Origin of the sequence: Lysobacter luteus, from assembly GCF_907164845.1 — a bacterium.
Lineage (GTDB): Bacteria > Pseudomonadota > Gammaproteobacteria > Xanthomonadales > Xanthomonadaceae > Novilysobacter > Novilysobacter luteus.
In genome coordinates this window covers 872,710-893,158 of record NZ_OU015430.1, presented here as the reverse complement: position 1 = coordinate 893,158, position 20,449 = coordinate 872,710, and the positions used below count along the sequence as shown (strand labels likewise).

Below are 20,449 nucleotides of genomic sequence, written 5' to 3'. Positions count from 1 at the left end.
AGCCAACGCCATGCCGACGACCACCTTCCGCGCCGCCACCGCAACCGATGTCCCCGCACTTGTCGAACTGGTCACCTCCGCCTACCGCGGCGAGGCCAGTCGCGCCGGCTGGACCACCGAGGCCGACCTGCTGGACGGCAACCGCATCGTCCCCGAGGTCCTGCTGGCAGACATCGCCAGGCCTCGCAGCCGCATCCTCCTGGCCGCCAGCGACGACCGGTTGCACGGGTGCGCCCACGTCGCCGAGGACGAAGGCGCCGGTTACTTCGGCATGTTCGCAGTACGCCCCACCCTGCAGCGCGCCGGGCTGGGCCGCGCGATCCTGGCCGAGGCCGAGCGGATTGCCGGGAAGGAGTGGCGGTTGCCGCTGATGCGCATGACGGTGATCGATCTGCGCGTCGAGCTGATCGAGTGGTACGAACGCCGCGGCTACCGGCGCACCGGGGAGACCCGTCCGTTTCCCGCTACCGACCCGCGCTTCGGCCTGCCACGCCGCAACGACCTGCGCTTTGCCGTGCTGGAGAAAGCCCTGCCATGACCGACTGGACCCGCGTGTGCACCACCGCCGAGCTGCTGCCCGGCGAGTCGACCGTGGCCTGGGACGGTGACACGCCGATCCTGGTGGTCAATTACGACGGCGCCTATTACGCGATGGAGGACCGCTGCAGCCATGAGGATTTCGAGCTGTCGGCCGGCCGCTTCGATGCCGAGGAGGCGACGATCGAGTGCGTGCTGCACGGGGCCAAGTTCGACGTGCGCGACGGCCAGGCCCTATGTGCCCCGGCGTATGAGCCGGTGGTGCGGTTCCCGGTCAAGGTCGAGGACGGCGCGGTCTGGACGCGCGACGACCGCTAGCGGGGCGGCGTCAAACAATTCGCATTAGTTATTGCGAATCATTCTTACTTGCGTTTAAGATGAACGGGTTCGCTGCCTTGCCAGCCCCGTCGACTCTCTCCGGCGTGGCGTCGGTCCGCGCAGCGGTTTCCCCTTCAAACGCCGCCGGCCCCGCCGGACATGACAACAAGGCACATGGAAATGGCCCACATCACGAGCCGCAAGCATCCCCTGCCCCGCAACCCGGCCCACGCATCGCAACGTTCGATCACCACCGCATCGCTGCTCGCCGGCCTGGCACTCGCCGCGCCCCAGGCGTTGGCCGCAGATGCCCCCGCCGCCCCTGCCGGCGCGATGCAGGCGACCACCCTCGATGGCGTGCATGTCGAAGGCCAGCGCATCAAGCGCTACTCCGGCCAGGCTGCCTCCCCCAAGTTCCCGCAGCCGCTGGTCGACACCACCCGCACCCTGAGCGTGATCGGCAGCGACCTGTTCAACGAGCAGGGCGCCACCAGCCTGGCCGAGGCACTGCGCAACAGCCCCGGCGTCAGCACCTTCTACGTCGGCGAGAACGGCAACACGACCACCGGCGACGCGGTGTACATGCGCGGGTTCGACTCGTCGGGCAGCATCTTCGTCGACGGTGTCCGCGACCTGGGCTCGGTTACGCGTGACGTGTTCAACGTCGAGCAGGTCGAAGTGGCCAAGGGTCCGGCCGGCAGCGACTACGGCCGCACCTCGCCGACGGGCGCGATCAACCTCGTCACCAAGCGGCCGTTCCTGGCCAACCGCAGCGACGCCTCCGCCGCCTACGGCACCGCCGGCCACCAGCGCGTCACCGCCGACTGGAACCGCGCCCTTGCGCCCGGCGCGGCACTGCGACTCAACCTGATGGCGCAGGACAGTGAAGTCGCCGGCCGCGACGTCGCCGAGAACAAGCGCTGGGGCATCGCTCCATCGCTCGGCTTCGGGCTCGACGGCGCAACCCGGGTGATCGTCGACCTGCTGCACGTGCAGCACGAGAACATCCCCGACGGCGGCGTGCCGACCATCGGCCTGCCCGGTTATTCGTCGCCCGACCCTGCCCGCCCGGAACTCGGGCTGGCACCCCCGGTCGACCCGGAAAACTTCTACGGCACCCTGCTGGACCACGACGACGTCACCGCCGACATGGCCACGGTGCGCGTCGAGCACGACTTCGGGATCGACGCCCGGCTGACCAACACCACCCGCTGGGGCCGTACCCGCCAGCAGTACATGCTGACCGCCTTCATGGGCTCGGCCGACCGGCTGCTGACGCCTGACCTGGCGGACCGCTCCACCTGGACGATCACGCGCAACCTGCCAACGTTCAAGGACCAGCGCAACACGATCCTCACCAACCAGACCCACCTGAACCTCGCGCTCGACGCCGGCGGCCTGCGCCATGACATCAGCACCGGCCTGGAGCTGATCCGCGAGGACCTGCAGACGCTCGGGAAGGGCGCGGTGGCCGGGACCGCCTGGCCGGACGCCAACCTCTACAACCCCGACTCCACCGCCACCGGCCTGCTGCGCGAGTACACCGGCGCGCGCGGCGACGGGCGCACCGACACCGTTGCGGTGTACGCGTTCGACACCCTCACCTTCAACGACCGTTGGCAGCTCAACGGCGGGATCCGCGTCGACGACTACACCACGCGCTACAGCAGCCTGGTCCCGTGTGGCGGTCGTCGCGGCCCCGATTGCGGCGCTGCGGCGGAAGGCAGCATCGTCCCGGGCGTCGACGCGGAAGTCTCCGACACGCTGTTCAACTGGAAGCTCGGCGCGCTGTACAAGCCGACCGGGAACGGCAGCGTCTACGCCAACTACGCGATCTCCCAGCAGCCTCCCGGTGGCGCCAGCCTCGAGCTGAGCGACCGCGACAACAACGCCGACAACCCGGCGTTCGACCCTCAGAAGGCACGCACCGCCGAGGTGGGCACCAAATGGCAGTTCGCCAACGATGCACTGCTGTTGACCGCGGCGGTGTACGAAACCGAGCTGACCAACGAGATCGTCCAGGACCCGATCGACCAGCTGTACTACCAGACCGGCCGCAAGCGCGTGCGGGGCGTGGAGCTGGGCGCGGTCGGCCGCATTACCGATGACTGGATGGTGTCGGCCGGCTTCACCACGATGGACACCGAGGTGCTCGACGGCCCCACGGTCTCGGTCGACGGCTCGCGCGACCTGGCCTACACGCCCGACCGGGCGTTCACCGCCTGGACCACCTACACGTTCGGCAACGGGCTGACCCTCGGCGGCGGCGCGCGCTATTCGGGAGAGCTCAAGCGCGGCAATGACGGCGCCGTCGGCACGCCGGCGTACACCGAGGACTACTGGGTGGTCGACGCCGTCGCCAGCTACGCCTTCAACAAGCACTTCGACCTGCGGCTGAACCTCTACAACCTGCTGGACGAGGACTACGTCGCCGCGATCAACAAGAGCGGCTATCGCTACACCCCGGGTGCGCCGCGCACGGCGACGCTGACGGCGAACTTCCACTTTTGACGTGCCTGGCCGGCGGACGCCGCCGGACCAGCCCCCAGGACCAGACCCACATGCTGCTGCACATCCCCGGCGTCCTCGACAACGCGCAACTGGCACGGTTCCGGCAGGCACTGGAGGGTGCCGCCTGGGTTGACGGCCGGCAGACGGTCGGCCCGCAGGGCGCGAAGGTAAAGGACAACCTGCAGCTGCCCGAGGACTCCCCGCTGCGTGCGGAACTCGGGCGCGAGGTGCTGGCGGCTTTGGCGGCGCACCCGATGTACTTCCCCGCAACGCTGCCGGCGCGCACGCTGCCGCCGCGCTTCAACCGCTACCAGGGCGGCGGCCAGTACGGGTTCCATGTCGACGGTTCGGTGATGGCGATAGCCGTGGCCGAAGGCGCGCCACCGGTAAACCTGCGTTCGGACGTGTCGTGCACGTTGTTCCTGTGCGGGCCGGACGAGTACGACGGTGGTGAACTGATCATCAGCGACACGTACGGCGAGCACGAGGTCAAGCTGCCGGCCGGCGACCTGATCGTTTATCCCTCCAGCAGCCTGCACCGGGTCGCACCGGTCATGCGCGGTGCCAGGCTCGCGGCGTTCTTCTGGGTGCAGAGCCTGGTCCGCGACGACGGCCAGCGCCGGATGCTGTTCGAACTGGACGGCGCGATCCAGGCGTTGACCGCCACCGGCGCCGATCCGGACGCCGTGCTGCGCCTGACCGGCGTGTACCACAACCTGCTGCGCCGCTGGGCCGAGACCTGAGCCGACCCCCACCTCCTTTCCGCCGCCTGCAGTGCGCCGGCGCGCTCTCGCACTCCCCACCTTGAAGTCCCCATGTCCCCCACGACCCTGCGCCGCTCCCTCCTCGCCACTGCCCTGTCCGCCGCCATCCTGCCCGCCGCCCACGCCAACGGCCCCGTCGCCCCGACCGACCTGGACGCGGTGGTGGTCACCGCCGCCGGCTTCGAGCAGGTGGTGCGCGAAGCGCCGGCCAGCATCACCGTGATCACCCGCGAGGAACTCGAGACCCGGCCGGTGCACGGCCTGTCGGACATCCTGGCCGACGTCGAGGGCGTGGACGTCGGCGTCGGCGTGGACAAGACCGGGGCGCCGCAGGTGAGCCTGCGCGGCATGCCGTCCGAGTACACCCTGCTGCTGATCGACGGCCGTCGCCAGAATACGTCGGGCAACGTCGCGCCGAACAACTTCGGCAACACCGCCAACAACTTCATCCCACCCATGTCGGCGATCGAACGCATCGAAGTGATCCGCGGGCCGATGTCGACCCTGTACGGCTCCGATGCGATGGGCGGCGTGATCAACATCATCACCCGCAAGGTCGGCACCCGCTGGGGTGGCTCGGTCGGCGTGGAAACCACCGTGCAGGAGCACGACGCGTTCGGCGACCTGCACGGCGCCAACTTCCATCTCGACGGCCCACTGGTGGCGGACCGTCTCGGACTGGCGCTGCGTGGCGGCTGGTTCAGTCGCGACGATGCCACCATCACCTACGACGAGGTCGATGGCGACGCCAGCGCACCGCGCATGGGCGCCAACCCGGTGGCTTACGACGGCCACAGGATCGGCGCCCGGCTCTCGCTGGTCATGGACGAGGACCACGACCTCTGGGTGGACGTCGCCAGCCACCGCCAGGACTACGACAACGGCGACGGCCAGATGGGCACGCTGGGCAGCGGCGGCTACGCGGAGGAACTGCGCTTCAACCGCGACCAGGCCACGCTCGCCTGGGACGCGCGCTTCGGTTACTCGCTGCTGCAGTCCAGCCTGCAGAAGACCACCACCGAGACCATCGGTCGCCTGTTGCCTGCGGGCACCGCGGACGCCGGCAGCCCGCGCCAGCTCGAGAACGAGAACCGCGTGTTCGACACAAAACTGGTGACCGACATTGGCCCCAACAAGCTCAGCGTTGGTGGCCAGTACCTGGACGCGTCGCTGGTGGACGGCGCCACCCCGGCACCGTTCACGTTCGAGCAATGGGCGGTGTTCGCCGAGAACGAATGGCGCATCAACGACGCGCTGAACCTCACGCTGGGCGCGCGACACGACGACCACAGCCGGTTCGGCAGCCACCTCAGCCCGCGCGCCTACCTGGTCTGGAACGCGAGCCCCAACTGGGTGGTCAAGGGCGGCTACAGCGAGGGCTACCGCTCGCCCAACGTCGAGGACCTGACCCCGGGCATCCGCGGTTTCGGCGGCCAGGGCACGATCCCGCTGATCGGCACGCCGGGCCTGCAGCCCGAGACCAGCGCCACCACCGAGGTGGGCGTGTACTACGCGGCCGACAACGGCGTCAGCGCCAACCTCACGGTGTTCAACAACGACTTCGACGACAAGATCGCCAGCGGAACGCCGGTCGCCAACTGCGCGTACGGCCTCAGCCAGAAGCAGTACGCCGCGGCCGACTTCAGCGGGGTCGACTGTTACGACGCCGGCTGGTTCCCGCGCTCGCCGACCTTCGGCCAGAGCGTCAACATCGACCAAGCGGTGACCCGTGGCGCCGAGTTCGCGGTGCGCGTGCCCGTGGCCGATGCCTGGGACGCATCGCTGAATTACACCCACACCGACAGCGAGATCCGGAGCGGCGACGACGCCGGCGAACCGCTGACGAACACCCCGCGGCATTTGCTCAACGCGAGCCTGGAATGGCGTGCCAGCGACGTGCTCGACCTGTACCTGCGCGGCGAGTACCGCAGCGCGCGCTACCGTGGCCCGGGCGCCGCGCAGGACCAGCTGGGCGACTACAAGCCGTACTCGCAGTACCACCTGGGCGGCCGCTACCGCTTCAGCGATGCGATCAGCCTCAACGCTGCAGTCCACAACCTGTTCGACAAGGACTTCGTCGACTATCTGCCGTACGACAACAACGGCGTCCTCGCCTATGCCAATAGCCGCAGCACCAGCGAAGCCGGTCGGCGCCTGTGGCTGTCGCTCAACGTCGAGTTCTGATTGATGACCACCACGTTCCGCAACGCGGTCTTCCAGGTCCACTGGTTCCTCGGCATCACCGCCGGCGTGGTACTCGCGCTGGTCGGCGTGACCGGTGGCATGCTCAGTTTCGAGGACGAGATCCTCGAGGCACTCAACCCGGGCGTGATGACGGTCGAGCCGGCGGGGCGTGCCGCGTTGTCGCCTTCTGCGCTGATGGAGCGGGTTGCCGCGGCCCGGCCCGGCGAGGCGATCGCGTCGCTGGAGCTTTCGGCGGACCCGAGCGACGCGGCGATGGTCGGCTTCGCACCCAGGGACGGCGGCCGTCGCGGCGAGCGTCGGCATGTCGACCCCTACAGCGGCGCCATCCTCCCCGAGCCCCGCTACCAGGAGTTCTTCCGCACCACGATGCGGCTGCACCGGTGGCTGGCCGTGGACGACGTCGGCAAGCAGATCGTCGGCGCTTCCACCGTCATCCTGATCTTCTTCTGCGTCTCGGGGCTGTACCTGCGCTGGCCCCGCCGCTGGGGCAGCCTGCGAACATGGCTGGCGCTGGACTGGAAGCAGAAGGGCCGCAACTTCCTGTGGCACCTGCACTCGGTGGTAGGCACCTGGATGCTGGTGGCCTACCTGGTGATGTCGCTGACCGGGCTGTGGTGGTCCTACGGCTGGTACCGGGATGCGGTCAACGCGTGGGCCGAATCGGGAGCTCCGACCAGGGCGGAGATCGTCCCGACCGCCGATCGCGGCACCCCGCCGGCGCTCGACATCGACGCGGCGTGGCAGGCGTTCGCCGCGACCGCGCCCGCATGGAGCACCGCCAGTTTCAACCTGCCCAAGGACGATGGCGCGTTGTCGTTCCGCTACCTCGACGCCGACCCGGCGCACGAGCGGGCGCGCAATACGCTGAGCCTGGACCGCTGGACCCTGGCGCCCGTCGCGCACGAGCGCTACGACGACGGCAGCCTGCGGCAGAAAATCGGCGGCAGCATGTTCCCGCTGCATCGCGGCAGCTTTTTCGGCACCACCGGCGTGGTGGTGTTCATGCTGGCCAGCCTGCTGATGCCGGTGTTCGCCGTCACCGGCTGGATGCTCTACCTCGACCGGCGGCGCAGGAAGCGCACCGTCGCCACCACGGCCGGTGCACTCGCCGCCCTGCCAGCGGCGCCGCCCGCTCCGGCCGAAAAGCCAATCCTGATCGCGCATGCAAGCCAGACCGGTACCGCGGAGCAACTCGCCCTGCAGACCGCGGCAACCCTGCGCGACAGCGGCTGCGCGGTCGAGGTGAAGACGCTCGGCGCGCTCAAGCCGGCGGAGCTGGACGGACGACGGCTGCTGCTGGTCGCGTCCACCTTTGGCGAGGGCGAGGCGCCCGACAGCGCGCGGGCCTTCCTCAGGCAACTGCAGGATCGGCCGCCGAGGCTTGCCCGGCTGCGCTACGGGCTGCTCGCCCTCGGCGACCGGGGTTACCGCGACAGTTATTGCGGCTTCGGCCGTGAGCTCGACCAGCGGCTGCACCACGCCGGCGCCCAGCCGCTGTTCGACAGGGTCGAGGTGGACGACAACGACCCGGCCGCGCTGCGGCACTGGCAGCACCACCTGGGCCAGCTCAGCGGCAACACCGACGCCCCCGACTGGCGCGCGCCCGACTACCGTCGGTGGCGCCTGGTCGAGCGCCGGTTGCTCAACCTTGGCAGCGCGGGCGGCCCGGCGTTCCACCTGGCACTCCAACCCGAAGACGCGGCCGACCTGCAGTGGCAGGCGGGCGACGTCGCCGAGATCGGCCCGCGGCATTCCGCGGCGCGGGTCGATGCGTGGCTGGCCGAGGCGCGGCTCGACCCGGGCGAAATGGTCACCTTGGGCGATGTCCGCGAAGCGCTGGCTGACGTGCTGGCCCGCTCGCACTTGCCGCCTGCGGCCCCCGGCACACCGGCGCAGGCCGTTGCCGATGCGCTCCGGCCGCTGCCCCACCGCGAATATTCAATAGCCTCACTGCCAGCCGACGGCAGCCTGCAGTTGCTGGTCAGGCGGATGGCCCGGCCCGATGGCCAGCCCGGCATCGGCAGTGGCTGGCTGACCGATGGCGCCCACATCGGCGAGTCGATCGACCTGCGCATCCGCTCGAACCCTAGGTTCCACCCACCCGCCGACGACCGTCCGCTGATGCTGGTCGGCAACGGCACCGGGCTGGCGGGTCTGCGCGCGCTGTTGAAGGCGCGGATCGCCGCAGGGCACAGCCGCAACTGGCTCGTGTTCGGCGAGCGCAACGCGGCCCACGATGGTTTCCACGCGGACGAGTTGATGGCGTGGCAGCGGGACGGCCACCTGCAGCGCCTCGACCGGGTGTTCTCCCGCGACCAACCGCAGCGCCGCTACGTCCAGCACGTCCTGGGCGAATCGGCAGAGAAAGTCCGGCACTGGATCGAGGCCGGTGGCGCGGTATACGTCTGCGGCAGCCTTGAAGGCATGGCACCGGCAGTGGACGCGGTGCTGGCGGACATCGTCGGGCGCGACGCGCTGGAGGCCCTGGCGGCCGAGGGTCGCTACCGCCGGGACGTTTACTGAAATCCGATCGCGGGATCTGGTCGGCGGCGGCGATCAGCGGGCCGAAGCGATCTTCTCGCCAACGCCGGCCCCGGCACCCGTCAGCCTGATCAACAGCGCTTCCCCACCGCCGTCGATGACATGGCGTAACCGGGCGGCACCGGCCGCGAACAGCGCGGTGTCACCGGCCGCCAGCGCCGGCAGCCCCGAGTTGTCGGCAAAGCGTGCCTGGCCGGCGAGCAGGTGCACGACCCAGGTCGAGTGCGGCTCGGCGAAGATCACCATGGGCCCGACGAGCGGCCGGTGCCACAGGTCGGCCTCGACCCGGCCGCGCCGCCACATCAGGTTGAAATCGTGGGTGGGGCCGTCGACCAGCTCGCCGGTCACGCCCCGCTCCCCGGCGAACCGGTGGCGCTCGTGCGGCGGCTGCAGGTCGATGCACTCCCCATCGTCGAAGCGAAGCCGCAGGCCGTTGCCGGCCAACAGCACCAGTTCCCGGTCGATGCCGGGGAAGCAAGAGAACGCCGCGTCCTGCTCGATCTCCGCGATAGACAACCGCCAGTCCCACGCGTTGCCGTCGCCGTTGCGGCAGATCTCGCGCGTCCAGCCCAGCTGGTTGCGCCAGCGCTCGCGGCGGTACTCGTTGGCGGGGATGACACGGGATGTGGCGGGCATTTGGCGGCGCGTGCGGTTCGGTCGGGCCAACAGTCTAGCCATCCGCCGGCGTCACCCCGGCGGTACACCACGCAGGTTGCCACCCGCCCCGGTTCCTTCCGGGGGCGGGTGGCGCACGTCCTTGTCCGGAGTCTCTCCCCCGTTTTCCTGCGGGCGTCCTGCCCGCTAAACCGTCAGACCGCAGCGGCGACTCAGCGCGCGGCCGACGCCTTGCCGCCGCTCTTGGCAGAACCGCCGACGACGATGCGATCGCGGTTCTTCTCGACCGTTGCCAAGCCAATCCCCTTCACCAGCGCCAGCTGCTCGGCGCTGCGGAAGGCACCGTTGGCCTTGCGGTGGTCGACGATCGCCTGCGCCTTCGACGGCCCGACGTTGAGCAGCACCTCGTCGAGGGTCGCGGCGTCTGCGGTGTTGATGTCCACCTTTTCGGCGGCGAAGGCCGCGCCGGCGAAGAGCAGCGGCAGCAGCAGGGACATGGCGGCGAGTCGGAAGGTGGATTTCATGGCGAGCTCCTTGCTTGGTGGGTGGCCGGCCCTGTCCGCCGGTGAGGACAGTCTCCGCGGGCGGCCGGCGTCCGCCCATCGTCGAAAGCACCTCGCGCCGGCCGGCCGATGCCGCCAGACCGTGTAGGAAAAGCCCCATCTCGACGGGCGCTACAATTGGCCTCTTTGCAATCCGGGACTCCGCCATGGCTGCCAGCACGATCGACCACGCCCGCATCCAGCGCTTCGTAGACGCCAAGTGGGACGAGCAGATCGTTCCCCAGCTCGTCGAGTACATCCGCATCCCCAACAAGTCGCCGATGTTCGACGCCCAGTGGGTCGAGCACGGCTACATGGACCAGGCGGTCGCGCTGATGGAAGGCTGGGCGAAGTCACAGGCCATCGAAGGCATGCAGGTCGAGGTGGTCCGGCTGGAGGGACGCACCCCGCTGATTTTCCTCGACATCCCGCCGGCCAACGGCGGCAGCGCCGAGGACTGCGTGCTGCTGTACGGCCACCTCGACAAACAGCCCGAGATGACCGGCTGGGACGACGACCTCGGTCCGTGGAAGCCGGTGATCAAGGGTGACCGGCTGTACGGCCGCGGCGGCGCCGACGACGGCTACGCCATCTACGGCTCGCTGACGGCGGTGATGGCACTGCGCGAGCAGGGTTTGCCGCACGCACGTTGCGTGGTGCTGATCGAGGCCTGCGAGGAATCCGGCAGCTACGACCTGCCCGCCTACGTCGACCACCTCGCCGACCGCATCGGCAAGCCGTCGCTGGTGGTCTGCCTCGACTCGGGCTGCGGCAACTACGACCAGCTCTGGTGCACCACCTCGCTGCGCGGCCTGGCCGGCGGCAACTTCACCGTGAAGGTCCTCGACGAAGGCGTGCACTCGGGCGATGCCTCCGGCGTGGTGCCATCGAGCTTCCGACTGCTGCGCCAGTTGCTGTCGCGGCTGGAGGACGAGACCACCGGCCGGATCCTGATCGAAGGCCTGCACGTGGAAGTGCCGGCCGAGCGGCTGGAGCAGGCACGTCGCGCGGCCGAAGTGCTGGGCACTGCGGTATTCGACAAGTTCCCGCTGCTGGACGGGATGACCCCGATGGACGACACGCTTGCCGAACTGGTGCTCAACCGCACGTGGCGACCGGCCCTGTCGGTGACCGGCATCGACGGCATGCCGTCGCTGGACTCGGCCGGCAACGTGCTGCGTCCCCACACCGCGGTGAAGCTGTCGCTGCGCTTGCCCCCGACCCTTGACGGCCGCAAGGCCGGCGAGCTGCTCAAGGACGTGCTGCTGAGCAACCCGCCCAACGGCGCCCATGTCGAGCTCGAACTGGAGAAGTCGTCCAGCGGCTGGAACGCCCCGGCACAGTCGCCGTGGCTCAACCAGGCAATCGACGACGCCAGCCAGGCGTTCTTCGGCAAGCCGGCGATGTACATGGGCGAAGGCGGCTCGATCCCCTTCATGGGCATGCTCGGCGAGAAGTTCCCGGGCGCGCAGTTCATGATCACCGGCGTGCTCGGCCCGCATTCCAACGCGCATGGGCCCAACGAGTTCCTGCACATCCCGATGGGCAAGCGGGTCACCGCCAGCGTCGCCCGCGTGATCGCCGACCACCACCAGGCCGGCCAGCGGGGCGAGACCACCGGCGTGGCGGCCGCGGCAAGCACCCAGGAGCGCGGCGAGCACGGCTGCTGCTGACGCAGCCGGGCGGGTGCGGCGCCGGTGCTACGATCCGGCGTGGTATCCACCCACTGCTGAGGAGCAACGCAATGTTCGATGGCATCCTGGGGTACATCATCGGCGGCGCCGTGATTGGCGTGCTGGCGCGTTTCCTGAAACCCGGCTCGGATCCGATGGGCTGGATCATGACGATCCTGCTCGGCATCGTCGGCGCGGTGGTCGGTGGGTATGTCGCCGACGCGATGGGCGTGGACAACCGCCTGCTGGTCTGGGCCATCGCGATCCTCGCCGCGATCGTGCTGCTCTTCATCTACCAGATGGCGACGCGTCGCAAGACGGTCCGTCCTCCGCGCTGAACCCATTGATGTTGAGCGCCCAGGCACCCCGGTTCGCCGGGGTGTCTGCATTTCAGGCGTCCGTCGGCCGTTCCCCCGGCGCAGGCGCACCAGTACCCTGTGCAGTCGCGGCCCCCGCCGCGCCGGAGCCTGCATGACCCTGCCCCCCGACGACTCCCACGACCGCGCCGCCGAGCGCCTGGCCTGGGCCCGCGCCGCCACCGGCAATGCCGGGCTGGAACTCGTGCGCGCGTCCACCGATGCCGGCTTCCGCAGCTACTGGCGCGCCGCGACGGCCCTCGACGACCGCGCCAGCGTGATCGTGATGGACTCGCCGCCGGACAAGGAGGACGTCCGCCCGTGGCTGGCGATCGGCGAACTTCTCGAGGGCGGCGGCGTGCGGGTGCCTCGGGTGCTCGCGCGCGATACCGATGCCGGCTTCCTGCTGCTGGAGGACCTGGGCGCCGACACGTACCTGCACGTCATCCACGCCGGCAATGCCGACGCGCTGTTCGACGCGGCCATCGACCAGTTGCTCAGGCTGCAGGCAATCCCCTGCCCGCCGGCGCTGCCGGCCTACGACCATGCGCTGCTGGCCCGCGAGCTTGGCCTGTTCGACACCTGGTATCTGGGCCGCCACCTGGGCGCGACGCTGGGGTGCGCCGAGCTCGAGCAGCTGGAGGCGGTCTACCGGTTCCTGGTCGACGCCGCGCTGGCGCAGCCCCAGGTGCTGGTGCACCGCGACTACATGCCGCGCAACCTGATGCCGGTCGACGATGGCCCTGCGGTGCTGGATTTCCAGGACGCCGTGTGCGGTCCGATCGCCTACGACGCGCTGAGCCTGTTCAAGGACGCGTTCGTGAGCTGGCCCGAGTCCCGTGTTTCGGACTGGCTCGACCAGTACCACGCGCGCGCCGCCGCGGCCGGCCTGCCGGTGCCGTCGCTGGCGCGCTTCCGGCGCGACGCCGACCTGATCGGCGTGCAGCGCCACCTCAAGGTCATCGGCATCTTCGCCCGGCTGCACCACCGCGACGGCAAGCCGAAGTACCTGGCCGACGTGCCGCGGTTCGTCGGCTACCTCGACGAAGTGGTTCCGCGTTACCCGGAGCTGGCGCCACTGGGGTCGATCATCGACCGCCACGTGCGCCCGGCGCTTGCCACCAGCAGCCCATCGCAATGAAAGCCCTGGTCCTGTCCGCCGGCCTCGGCGAGCGGATGCGCCCGCTGACCGCGCGCACGCCCAAGCCGCTGCTCGAAGCGGGCGGCAAGCCGTTGATCGGCTGGCACCTGGAGAAGCTGGCCGCTGCCGGTGTCGACGAGGTTGTCATCAACACCAGCTGGCTGGCCGACCAGTTCCCGCAGGCGCTCGGCGACGGAGCCCGCTGGGGGATGCGCATCCGCTACTCCTACGAGGGCCCCGACCCGCTGGAGACCGGCGGCGGCATGTGGCGGGCGCTGGACCTGCTGGGGCACGACGATGCCTTCATCGCGGTCAACGGCGACATCTGGAGCGACGTCGACTATGCGCGCCTCCCGTCCGCTCCCGCGGGCGATGCGCACCTGGTGATGGTCGACAACCCTGCGCACAACCCGTCCGGTGACTTCGCGCTCGACGGTGACCGGCTTGCATCCGACGGGCCACGGCGCCTCACGTTCTCCGGCATCGGTGTCTACCGTGCGTCCCTGTTCGAGCGCTGGCGCGAGGTGATCGGCACGGCCGACGGCGCCGAGCGCGACCCGCCGCGTTTCAAGCTTGCGCCGCTGCTGCGTGCGGCGATGGCGCGCAACGCCGTCAGCGGCGAACACCACCGCGGCCGCTGGACCGATGTGGGCACGCCACAGCGCCTGGCAGACCTCGACGCCATCCTGGAAGACGAAGCACGCAACCGCTGATCAACAGGTGTCGGCGCGGTGGCCGGGCTACCAGAGTCTTTCAGGCGCCCAGCACCTGCCGCAGGAACGGCACGGTGATCCGGCGCTGCGCGGCCAGCGAAGCGCGGTCCAGCCGGTCCAGCAACGCGGTCAGGCCGCCGAGGTCGCGCCCGACCCGCCGCAGCAACCACTCCAGCGCCGGTTCCTCCAGCGCCCATCCGCGGCGCCGCGCGCGTTGGCGGAGCACCTCGCGGCGGCCTTCGTCGTCGAGCGGCTGGAGCACGACCCGGGTGCATTGCGAAAGCCGCGAACGCAGGTCGGGTAGGGCCAACTCGAGCGCTTCCGGATTGGCGCGGGCCGAATAGACCATCCGGGTCCCGGCTGCCCGGGAGCGGTTGTGGGCATGGAACAGTGCGACCTCGTCATCACGCGCGCCGGCGATGGCCTCCAGCCCGTCCAGCGCGATCAGGTCATGCCCTTCCAGTGCTTCCAGCGCCTCGCCCAACCGGCCCGCGGCTGCGGCAAGCGGCAGGTAGGCCGCCCGCCGGCCGGCCGCGTGCGCCTCCGCGCAGGCGCCCAGCAGCAGATGGGTCTTGCCGGTGCCCAGCGGCCCGCACAACAGCAGCCAGTCCTCACTGCCGCCACTGGCCAGCGCACGCAGTTGCTCCACCACGCCGGGCGGCGGTGCTACGAAGGTGTCCAGGCGCTGGTCGGGCGGCGCGCGCAACGCGAGCGGCAACTGCGGAACGGCCGACGCCGACTGCACCGGCGGCTCCGGCCCGGAACGCGGGGAGTTCACTCGGCCTCCGGCTCCCGCGGGTACTGGATCACCGGCGCGTCATGGGCCTCACCCAGCACGATCGCCGGGTGGTCGCCGGCGTACAGCCGGCTGTGCGTGTAGCGCTCCTGCGCGTAGCGCAGCAGCACGTTGGCCACCGCCGCCACCGGCAGGGCCAGCAGCATGCCGAGGAAACCGAACAGCTGGCCGCCCGCGAGCACCGCGAAGATGACCGCCACCGGATGGAGGCCGATCCGGTCACCCACGAGTTTCGGCGTCAGCCAGTAGCTCTCGATCACCTGGCCGATGCCGAACACCGCCAGCACCCCGGCGACGTGCTGCCAGTCGCCGTATTGCACCAGTGCCGCGATGCAGCCCAGGATGATGCCGCTGGCCGGTCCGAGGTACGGCACGAAGGTCAGCAGGCCCGCGATGATGCCGATCAGGATCCCCAGGTCGAGGCCGACCGCCCACAGTCCGACGCCGTACATCACGCCGAGGATCAGCATCACCAGGAACTGTCCGCGCAGGAAGCCACCGAGCACGTCACTGGACTCGCTGGCCAGGCGCCCGACCGTCGCGGTGTGGTCGCGCGGAACCAGCGCGGCGATCTTCGCCACCAGCAGGTCCCAGTCGCGCAAGAAGAAGAACGTGATCACCGGTAGCAGCACGATGTTGGCCACCATCGCCAGCAACGCGAAGCCCGAGCGCGACATGTAGCCCAGCAGCGTGGTCGCGAAACCGCCGGCGCGCTCCCAGTTGCTGCGCAGCAACTCGATCAGCCGGTTGAAATCGAGCCAGCCGGTGATGTCGAGCCCCGACCGGGCTTCCAGCCACGGCAGCGCGGTGCCGATGAACCACTCCCGGTAGGTCGGCATCGACGTGATCAGGGTCGCAATCTGGCTCTCGATCGTTGGCACCAGCAGCACCAGTCCGAGCAGCACCACCAGCGCCATCGCGGTGAACACCAGCGTCACCGCGACGTTGCGGCGGCGCCCGGCCCGCTCCAGGCGGTCGACCAGCGGGTCGCCGAGCCATGCCAGCAGCGCCGCCAGCACGAACGGGGTCAGGATCGGCGCCAGCAACCACAGCAGCCAGCACACGAACAGGCCGACCGCGGCCCATTGCAGCCGCCGGAGGAACCGGGCGATGTCGTCCAGCGGTTTGGGATGGTCCATCAGCGCAGCCGGTACACCGGCTCCCCGCCCTCGACCGAGGCATCCACCAGCACGTCGCCGCCGTCGATCAGGCGGTTGAACCCGGACACGCCCGAGATCAACTCGACGTCGAAGGCGACCGAGTCGGGCGATGCGGTCAGCGGCGTCAGACCACGGACCACCGCCAGCCGCTGCAGGTAACCCGACAGCCGCACGTAATCGTCAGCGCTATCGAGGCCGGTAAAGGCGATCCGGTAGGTACCGGCCGGGCCGGTTTCCGGCGCCTTGGCGTAACGCTTCATCAGGGCGTCGGCGGCGCCGTCGGCACCGGTGGCCATCACCTTCAGCGCATTACCGCCCTCTTCGGACCAGCGCGACAGCACGCGGCCATCGTCGACGAAGGTCCAGTCGGCCTTCCATCCGCCGTCGTGGCGGTAGAGCTTGCCGATCAACTGCATCGGCGGGCTGTAGCGGCGTGAAGCGCGCGCCACGGCGGCGGTGTCGCCCCGCCAGATCGCGCCCACCAGCGCCTGCTCGGCGGCGCTGCCGTTGGGCAGGCCGAGGCGGAAACCGCGCTGTTCGGCGCGCTGCAGCGTGGTGCGGGCGGCGGCCGCTTTCGGCAGGCCGACCAGCTTCGGTCCGCTGCCGTCATCGATCGCCAGCCACAGCACCGGCTTGGGCCGCGGCTGCGGCCAGACGGGCAGGCCCAGCGCCGCAGCCAACGAATCGATCTGTTCACGGTCGAAGCGCACCACCAGGGTGGTCTTGAAACTCGGCGCGCCGCTCGCCGACACGCCCTCGTCCTGCCGGTAGTCGTACCCGCTGACGTAGCGCTCGGCCTGTCGCAGCTCCTGCCCGACGCCGGGCCGGGAGGCGGTCCCGCGGTCACCCGACAACTTGCCCAGGACCTGCGCCAGCGCGCGCGCGAACGCGGCATTGCGCTCGCCGGCGCCCTGCCCGTTGACTTCGACCTCGGCCGAGTACACGCCCTGCGCCGCGGCACGATCGCCCTCTACCCGCTGCGCTCCGGCGGTGAACGTGGCCAGCAGCAGGGCCATGCCCAGCGCCCAGGCGCCGGCCGCACGCGCGAACCCGCGTCGCATCGGTCGCCGGGTGTCCGGGTGGGCTGCCGCGTCGATTGCCACGCCTGTTGTGCGCACCATCGTTGTCCTGCCGCTGGGGGAATCCCGAAATGGTGCCGCACGGGCGCCGGCACGTCCATTGAAGGCCCGTGACGGCGCCGCACGCACGCGCCGCCACGGGCCGCTCCACACGCGCGCTCCACCGGCGCACTTGGCGGGCGTGCTTTGCAGGCGCGCTGGTAGAATTGCGCCTCCCTGTGCCATCGAGCCCGCCGTGACCGCTCCCAACCCGCCCCGCCCGACGCCCATGACCTACCGCGACGCGGGGGTCGACATCGACGCCGGCAACGAGCTGGTGGAGCGGATCAAGCCGCTGGTGAAGCGCAGTTTCCGTCCCGAGGTCATGGGTGGCCTGGGTGGATTCGGCGCGTTGTTCGACCTGTCCGGCAAGTACCGCGAGCCCGTCCTGGTCTCGGGTACCGACGGCGTCGGCACCAAGCTCAAGCTGGCCCAGCAGCTGGGCCGCCACGACACCATCGGCATCGACCTGGTCGGCATGTGTGTCAACGACGTGCTGGTGCAGGGCGCCGAGCCGCTGTTCTTCCTGGATTACTTCGCCACCGGCAAGCTCGACATCGAGACCACGGTGGCGGTGGTCGGCGGCATCGCCCGCGGCTGCGAGGAAGCCGGTTGCGCCCTCATCGGTGGCGAAACCGCCGAAATGCCGGACATGTACGGCCCCGGCGAGTACGACCTGGCCGGTTTTACGGTCGGCGCGGTCGAGAAGTCCCAGCTGCGCGACGGCGCGCGGGTCGAGGCCGGCGACGTCCTGATCGGCATCGCCTCTTCCGGCCCGCACTCCAATGGATACTCGCTGATCCGTCGGATCTACGAGCGCGCCGGACGCCCCACCGACGTCGAGGTCGGCGGCGTGCCCCTGCTGGACGCGCTGATGGCCCCCACTCGCCTGTACGTGAAGCCGGTGCTGGAACTCCTGCGCGGCGAGCACGGCGGCTCGGTCCACGCGATGGCGCACATCACTGGTGGCGGCCTGTCCGAGAACATCATCCGGGTGGTGCCCGACGGCCTGGGTCTGGATATCGACGCCGCGGCCATCGTGCTGCCGCCGGTGTTCGAGTGGCTGCAGCGAGAGGGTGCGGTGGAGGACGCCGAGATGTGGCGCACCTTCAACTGCGGCATCGGGTTCGTGCTGGTGGTCCCGCCCGCCGGCGCGGCCGCCATCGAGGCCGAGCTCGACCGCATGGACCTGCCCAACCGCCGCATCGGCACGGTGGTGGCCGCCGGTGGTGGCGAGCGCGTACGGATCGCCTGACCCGCCCATAGGCCTGGCCGACGCCATGGACAGCGCGCCATTCCGCATCGCGGTGCTGGCCTCCGGCACCGGCAGCAACCTGCAGGCCGTCATCGACGCGATCGCCGCGGGGCGGGTGCCTGCACGCCTGGTCGGCGTGTTTTCCGACCGGCCAAAGGCGCCGGCGCTGGATCGCGCCCGGGATGCCGGTATCCCCGCGCTGGCGGTCCGGCCACGCGACTTCGCGACCCGGCTGGCATTCGATGAACACCTGTTCAGTCAGGTCGACGCCGTTCATCCCGATCTCATCGTCTGTGCGGGATACATGCGCCTGGTCAGCGAGTTCGCGGTGACCGCGCGGCTGGGCCGGATCGTCAACATCCATCCATCCCTGCTGCCGGCGTTCAAGGGTCTGCACACCCATCAGCAGGCGCTCGACGCCGGGGTGGAAGAGCACGGGGCCAGCGTCCATTTCGTGTCGCCAGAACTGGACGGCGGCCCGGTGATCGCGCAGGCCCGGGTGCCGGTACTGCGCGGCGACGACGCCGCCGGGCTTGCCGGCCGCGTGCTGGCCCGGGAGCACCCACTGCTGGTGGCGACCCTGCGACTGCTCGCCCAGCGGCGGCTGTCGACGGGAAGCGACATGCAGGTGCGCCTGGATGGCCAGCCGCTCGACCAACCGCTGCAACTGCTCGACGACGACACGTTCCAGATCGACCCCATCAACCCATCGGCCTACTGACACATGCGCAACCGCCTGCTTGCCCTCGCCCTCGTCCTGGCACCGTTCGCGACCACCGCGCAACAGGCGCAGCCGGTCGCGGTGCCCGACACCGGCGCCATCCTTGAAACCCCCGCACCGGAGCTGGAACCGTTCGTGGCCAGCTACCTGGTCTATCGCGGCGGCAAGCCGCTGGGCGAGGCCACCATGCAACTGGTGCGGCAGCAGCCACCGCGCTGGCGCGTCGACCTGGTGATGCGTGGCACCCGCGGCCTGATCGGCCTGGCGGGAATCAATGCCGAGCAGAGCACCGTGTTCTACGAATCCGGCGAAACTTACCGCCCGCTGAGCCAGGCGACGGTCAACAAGACCGTGTTCACCCGCAAGCAAACCATCGGTGTCTACGATTGGTCGTCCCGTAGCGCGACCTGGAGTGGCGAAGTCAAGGAACATCGCCGCGGCCCGATCGCCCTGCAGGATGGCGACATGACCGGCCTGCTGATCAACCTCGCAGTGATCCGCGATGCGGAGCCGGGCAAGACGTTGAACTACCGTTTCGTCGATGACGGCCGCACGCGCGAACACGTGTACGTCGTCGCCGACCAGCCCGACAGCCTGAGTGTCGGGGGCCTGGGCTACAAGGCGCTGAAAGCCACCCGGGCGAAGGATGCAAACGAGGAGACCGTCATCTGGGTGGCCAAGAACGTGCCCACCCCGATCCGCATCCTCCAGCGAGAAGATGGCGAGGACACCTATGACCTGCGCCTGGTCGAATACAAGGGAGTCGAATAGATGTCGATCAACACGACCAACACGTTCCGCCCGCGTCGCTGGCTGACCGGGCTCGCCGCATCGGCCGTACTGGTCGCCGCGAGCGCCCCCGCGTTCGCCATCGAGCCGTTCACCGCCGACTACCAGGCGACCTACATGGGCATGCAGGCGAACGGCCGGATGACCCTGTCGCCCGCCGGCGCGAACCGCTGGCGCTACAGCCTGGACATCAGCAACTCGCTGGCATCGCTGAGCCAGAAGACCGTGTTCGAAGAGCACGGTGGCAAGTGGCGTCCGATCAGCAGCAGCGACTCGTCCAAGGTGCTGGTCAAGAAGTCCGACAAGCAGGCCGAGTACGACTGGGCCGAGGGCGTGGCCCGCTGGAGCGGCGACGTGAAAGAGGAGCGCTCGGCGCCGATCAAGCTGCAGCCCGGCGACATGGACGCTCTGATGATCAACCTGGCACTGGTCCGCGATGTCGAAGCCGGCAAGCCGCTGAAGTACCGGATGGTGGACGACGGCCGGATCAAGCAGATGAGCTACAAGGTCGCCGGCACCGAGCAGATCAGCGTCGGCGGGCAGAAGAAGCAGGCCACCAAGCTGGTCAACACCGATGGCGACAAGCAGACGATCGCCTGGGTGGTCGACGGCATGCCGGTCCCCGCGCGGATCCTGCAGCGCAAGGACGGCAAGGATGCGATCGACCTGAAGGTGACGTCGGTCGACTGACCTG

Annotated in this window: 19 protein-coding genes; 14 read left to right on the top strand and 5 right to left on the bottom strand. The window is 69.8% G+C overall.

The features are described 5' to 3' along the window. Positions 1-10: 10 nt before the first annotated feature. The 6 genes from KOD61_RS04190 (at position 11) to KOD61_RS04165 (ending at position 8,858) form a co-directional block, all read left to right on the top strand. A complete protein-coding gene (locus tag KOD61_RS04190; RefSeq protein ID WP_215219800.1) occupies positions 11-538 on the top strand; it encodes a GNAT family N-acetyltransferase in 528 nt (175 codons plus the stop codon). Next, positions 535-855 (top strand): non-heme iron oxygenase ferredoxin subunit, encoded by a 321-nt coding sequence (locus KOD61_RS04185; protein ID WP_215219799.1) that lies wholly within the window; start codon positions 535-537, stop codon positions 853-855. The genes KOD61_RS04190 and KOD61_RS04185 overlap by 4 nt, the downstream gene beginning before the upstream one ends. A gap of 180 nt (positions 856-1,035) precedes the next feature. Then, on the top strand, positions 1,036-3,366 hold the full coding sequence (locus KOD61_RS04180; protein WP_215219798.1) for a catecholate siderophore receptor Fiu: 2,331 nt from the start codon (positions 1,036-1,038) through the stop codon (positions 3,364-3,366). 50 nt (positions 3,367-3,416) lie between these two features. Next, on the top strand, positions 3,417-4,109 hold the full coding sequence (locus tag KOD61_RS04175; RefSeq protein ID WP_215219797.1) for a Fe2+-dependent dioxygenase: 693 nt from the start codon (positions 3,417-3,419) through the stop codon (positions 4,107-4,109). Positions 4,110-4,181: 72 nt separating this feature from the next. Further along, positions 4,182-6,314 carry a TonB-dependent receptor domain-containing protein gene (locus tag KOD61_RS04170; protein WP_215219796.1) on the top strand — a complete coding sequence of 711 codons (2,133 nt, stop codon included), beginning with the start codon at positions 4,182-4,184 and terminating at the stop codon, positions 6,312-6,314. Positions 6,315-6,317: 3 nt separating this feature from the next. After that, the gene (locus KOD61_RS04165; RefSeq protein WP_215219795.1) at positions 6,318-8,858 is read left to right on the top strand and encodes a PepSY domain-containing protein; all 2,541 of its coding nucleotides are present in this window, start codon (positions 6,318-6,320) and stop codon (positions 8,856-8,858) included. Positions 8,859-8,891: 33 nt separating this feature from the next. Here KOD61_RS04165 and KOD61_RS04160 read toward each other — a convergent pair whose 3' ends face one another. Both KOD61_RS04160 and KOD61_RS04155 read right to left on the bottom strand, forming a co-directional pair. Further along, positions 8,892-9,512, bottom strand: coding sequence for a HutD/Ves family protein (locus tag KOD61_RS04160; protein ID WP_215219794.1), 621 nt, complete (start codon positions 9,510-9,512; stop codon positions 8,892-8,894). Positions 9,513-9,703: 191 nt separating this feature from the next. After that, a complete protein-coding gene (locus KOD61_RS04155; protein ID WP_215219793.1) occupies positions 9,704-10,015 on the bottom strand; it encodes a ComEA family DNA-binding protein in 312 nt (103 codons plus the stop codon). Positions 10,016-10,215: 200 nt separating this feature from the next. Between KOD61_RS04155 and KOD61_RS04150 the strand changes: the two genes are divergently transcribed. From KOD61_RS04150 to murU, 4 genes are all read left to right on the top strand, one after another. After that, positions 10,216-11,706 carry a M20 family metallopeptidase gene (locus KOD61_RS04150; RefSeq protein WP_215220281.1) on the top strand — a complete coding sequence of 497 codons (1,491 nt, stop codon included), beginning with the start codon at positions 10,216-10,218 and terminating at the stop codon, positions 11,704-11,706. Positions 11,707-11,777: 71 nt separating this feature from the next. Next, positions 11,778-12,044, top strand: a complete 267-nt coding sequence (locus tag KOD61_RS04145; RefSeq protein ID WP_215219792.1) for a GlsB/YeaQ/YmgE family stress response membrane protein — start codon at positions 11,778-11,780, stop codon at positions 12,042-12,044. Between the two features lie 133 nt (positions 12,045-12,177). Further along, on the top strand, positions 12,178-13,203 hold the full coding sequence (locus KOD61_RS04140; protein ID WP_215219791.1) for an aminoglycoside phosphotransferase family protein: 1,026 nt from the start codon (positions 12,178-12,180) through the stop codon (positions 13,201-13,203). Continuing rightward, entirely contained in the window at positions 13,200-13,916 is a 717-nt protein-coding gene (gene murU / locus KOD61_RS04135; protein ID WP_215219790.1) for an N-acetylmuramate alpha-1-phosphate uridylyltransferase MurU, read from the top strand. The genes KOD61_RS04140 and murU overlap by 4 nt, the downstream gene beginning before the upstream one ends. A gap of 40 nt (positions 13,917-13,956) precedes the next feature. On the opposite strand, the gene hda is transcribed toward murU, so the two are convergent. The 3 genes from hda to KOD61_RS04120 are packed head-to-tail and all read right to left on the bottom strand — an operon-like array spanning position 13,957 to position 16,933. Then, positions 13,957-14,694, bottom strand: a complete 738-nt coding sequence (gene hda / locus KOD61_RS04130) for a DnaA regulatory inactivator Hda (protein WP_251370652.1) — start codon at positions 14,692-14,694, stop codon at positions 13,957-13,959. Then, positions 14,691-15,851, bottom strand: coding sequence for an AI-2E family transporter (locus KOD61_RS04125; RefSeq protein WP_215219789.1), 1,161 nt, complete (start codon positions 15,849-15,851; stop codon positions 14,691-14,693). Before KOD61_RS04125 ends, hda begins: the two co-directional genes overlap by 4 nt. Next, on the bottom strand, positions 15,851-16,933 hold the full coding sequence (locus tag KOD61_RS04120; RefSeq protein WP_215220279.1) for a DUF2066 domain-containing protein: 1,083 nt from the start codon (positions 16,931-16,933) through the stop codon (positions 15,851-15,853). Before KOD61_RS04120 ends, KOD61_RS04125 begins: the two co-directional genes overlap by 1 nt. Before the next feature lie 286 nt (positions 16,934-17,219). Here KOD61_RS04120 and purM point away from each other — a divergent pair, with 286 nt between their 5' ends. From purM to KOD61_RS04100, 4 genes are read left to right on the top strand one after another with little or no spacing between them, the layout of a single operon-like run. Continuing rightward, the gene (gene purM, locus KOD61_RS04115) at positions 17,220-18,245 is read left to right on the top strand and encodes a phosphoribosylformylglycinamidine cyclo-ligase (protein WP_215220278.1); all 1,026 of its coding nucleotides are present in this window, start codon (positions 17,220-17,222) and stop codon (positions 18,243-18,245) included. Positions 18,246-18,270: 25 nt separating this feature from the next. Then, a complete protein-coding gene (gene purN, locus KOD61_RS04110; protein ID WP_215219788.1) occupies positions 18,271-18,966 on the top strand; it encodes a phosphoribosylglycinamide formyltransferase in 696 nt (231 codons plus the stop codon). 3 nt (positions 18,967-18,969) lie between these two features. Beyond that, entirely contained in the window at positions 18,970-19,737 is a 768-nt protein-coding gene (locus KOD61_RS04105; RefSeq protein ID WP_215219787.1) for a DUF3108 domain-containing protein, read from the top strand. Beyond that, positions 19,738-20,445, top strand: coding sequence for a DUF3108 domain-containing protein (locus KOD61_RS04100; RefSeq protein WP_215219786.1), 708 nt, complete (start codon positions 19,738-19,740; stop codon positions 20,443-20,445). It abuts the gene before it with no gap. The last annotated feature ends 4 nt before the right edge of the window (positions 20,446-20,449 follow it).

Bases quoted from the DNA above. Each gene is read 5' to 3' on its own strand.
- KOD61_RS04190 (WP_215219800.1), top strand. From the start codon at position 11: ATGCCGACGACCACCTTCCGCGCCGCCACCGCAACCGATGTCCCCGCA.
- KOD61_RS04185 (WP_215219799.1), top strand. From the start codon at position 535: ATGACCGACTGGACCCGCGTGTGCACCACCGCCGAGCTGCTGCCCGGC.
- KOD61_RS04180 (WP_215219798.1), top strand. From the start codon at position 1,036: ATGGCCCACATCACGAGCCGCAAGCATCCCCTGCCCCGCAACCCGGCC.
- KOD61_RS04175 (WP_215219797.1), top strand. From the start codon at position 3,417: ATGCTGCTGCACATCCCCGGCGTCCTCGACAACGCGCAACTGGCACGG.
- KOD61_RS04170 (WP_215219796.1), top strand. From the start codon at position 4,182: ATGTCCCCCACGACCCTGCGCCGCTCCCTCCTCGCCACTGCCCTGTCC.
- KOD61_RS04165 (WP_215219795.1), top strand. From the start codon at position 6,318: ATGACCACCACGTTCCGCAACGCGGTCTTCCAGGTCCACTGGTTCCTC.
- KOD61_RS04160 (WP_215219794.1), bottom strand. From the start codon at position 9,512: ATGCCCGCCACATCCCGTGTCATCCCCGCCAACGAGTACCGCCGCGAG.
- KOD61_RS04155 (WP_215219793.1), bottom strand. From the start codon at position 10,015: ATGAAATCCACCTTCCGACTCGCCGCCATGTCCCTGCTGCTGCCGCTG.
- KOD61_RS04145 (WP_215219792.1), top strand. From the start codon at position 11,778: ATGTTCGATGGCATCCTGGGGTACATCATCGGCGGCGCCGTGATTGGC.
- KOD61_RS04140 (WP_215219791.1), top strand. From the start codon at position 12,178: ATGACCCTGCCCCCCGACGACTCCCACGACCGCGCCGCCGAGCGCCTG.
- murU (WP_215219790.1), top strand. From the start codon at position 13,200: ATGAAAGCCCTGGTCCTGTCCGCCGGCCTCGGCGAGCGGATGCGCCCG.
- KOD61_RS04125 (WP_215219789.1), bottom strand. From the start codon at position 15,851: ATGGACCATCCCAAACCGCTGGACGACATCGCCCGGTTCCTCCGGCGG.
- KOD61_RS04120 (WP_215220279.1), bottom strand. From the start codon at position 16,933: ATGCGACGCGGGTTCGCGCGTGCGGCCGGCGCCTGGGCGCTGGGCATG.
- purM (WP_215220278.1), top strand. From the start codon at position 17,220: ATGACCTACCGCGACGCGGGGGTCGACATCGACGCCGGCAACGAGCTG.
- purN (WP_215219788.1), top strand. From the start codon at position 18,271: ATGGACAGCGCGCCATTCCGCATCGCGGTGCTGGCCTCCGGCACCGGC.
- KOD61_RS04105 (WP_215219787.1), top strand. From the start codon at position 18,970: ATGCGCAACCGCCTGCTTGCCCTCGCCCTCGTCCTGGCACCGTTCGCG.
- KOD61_RS04100 (WP_215219786.1), top strand. From the start codon at position 19,738: ATGTCGATCAACACGACCAACACGTTCCGCCCGCGTCGCTGGCTGACC.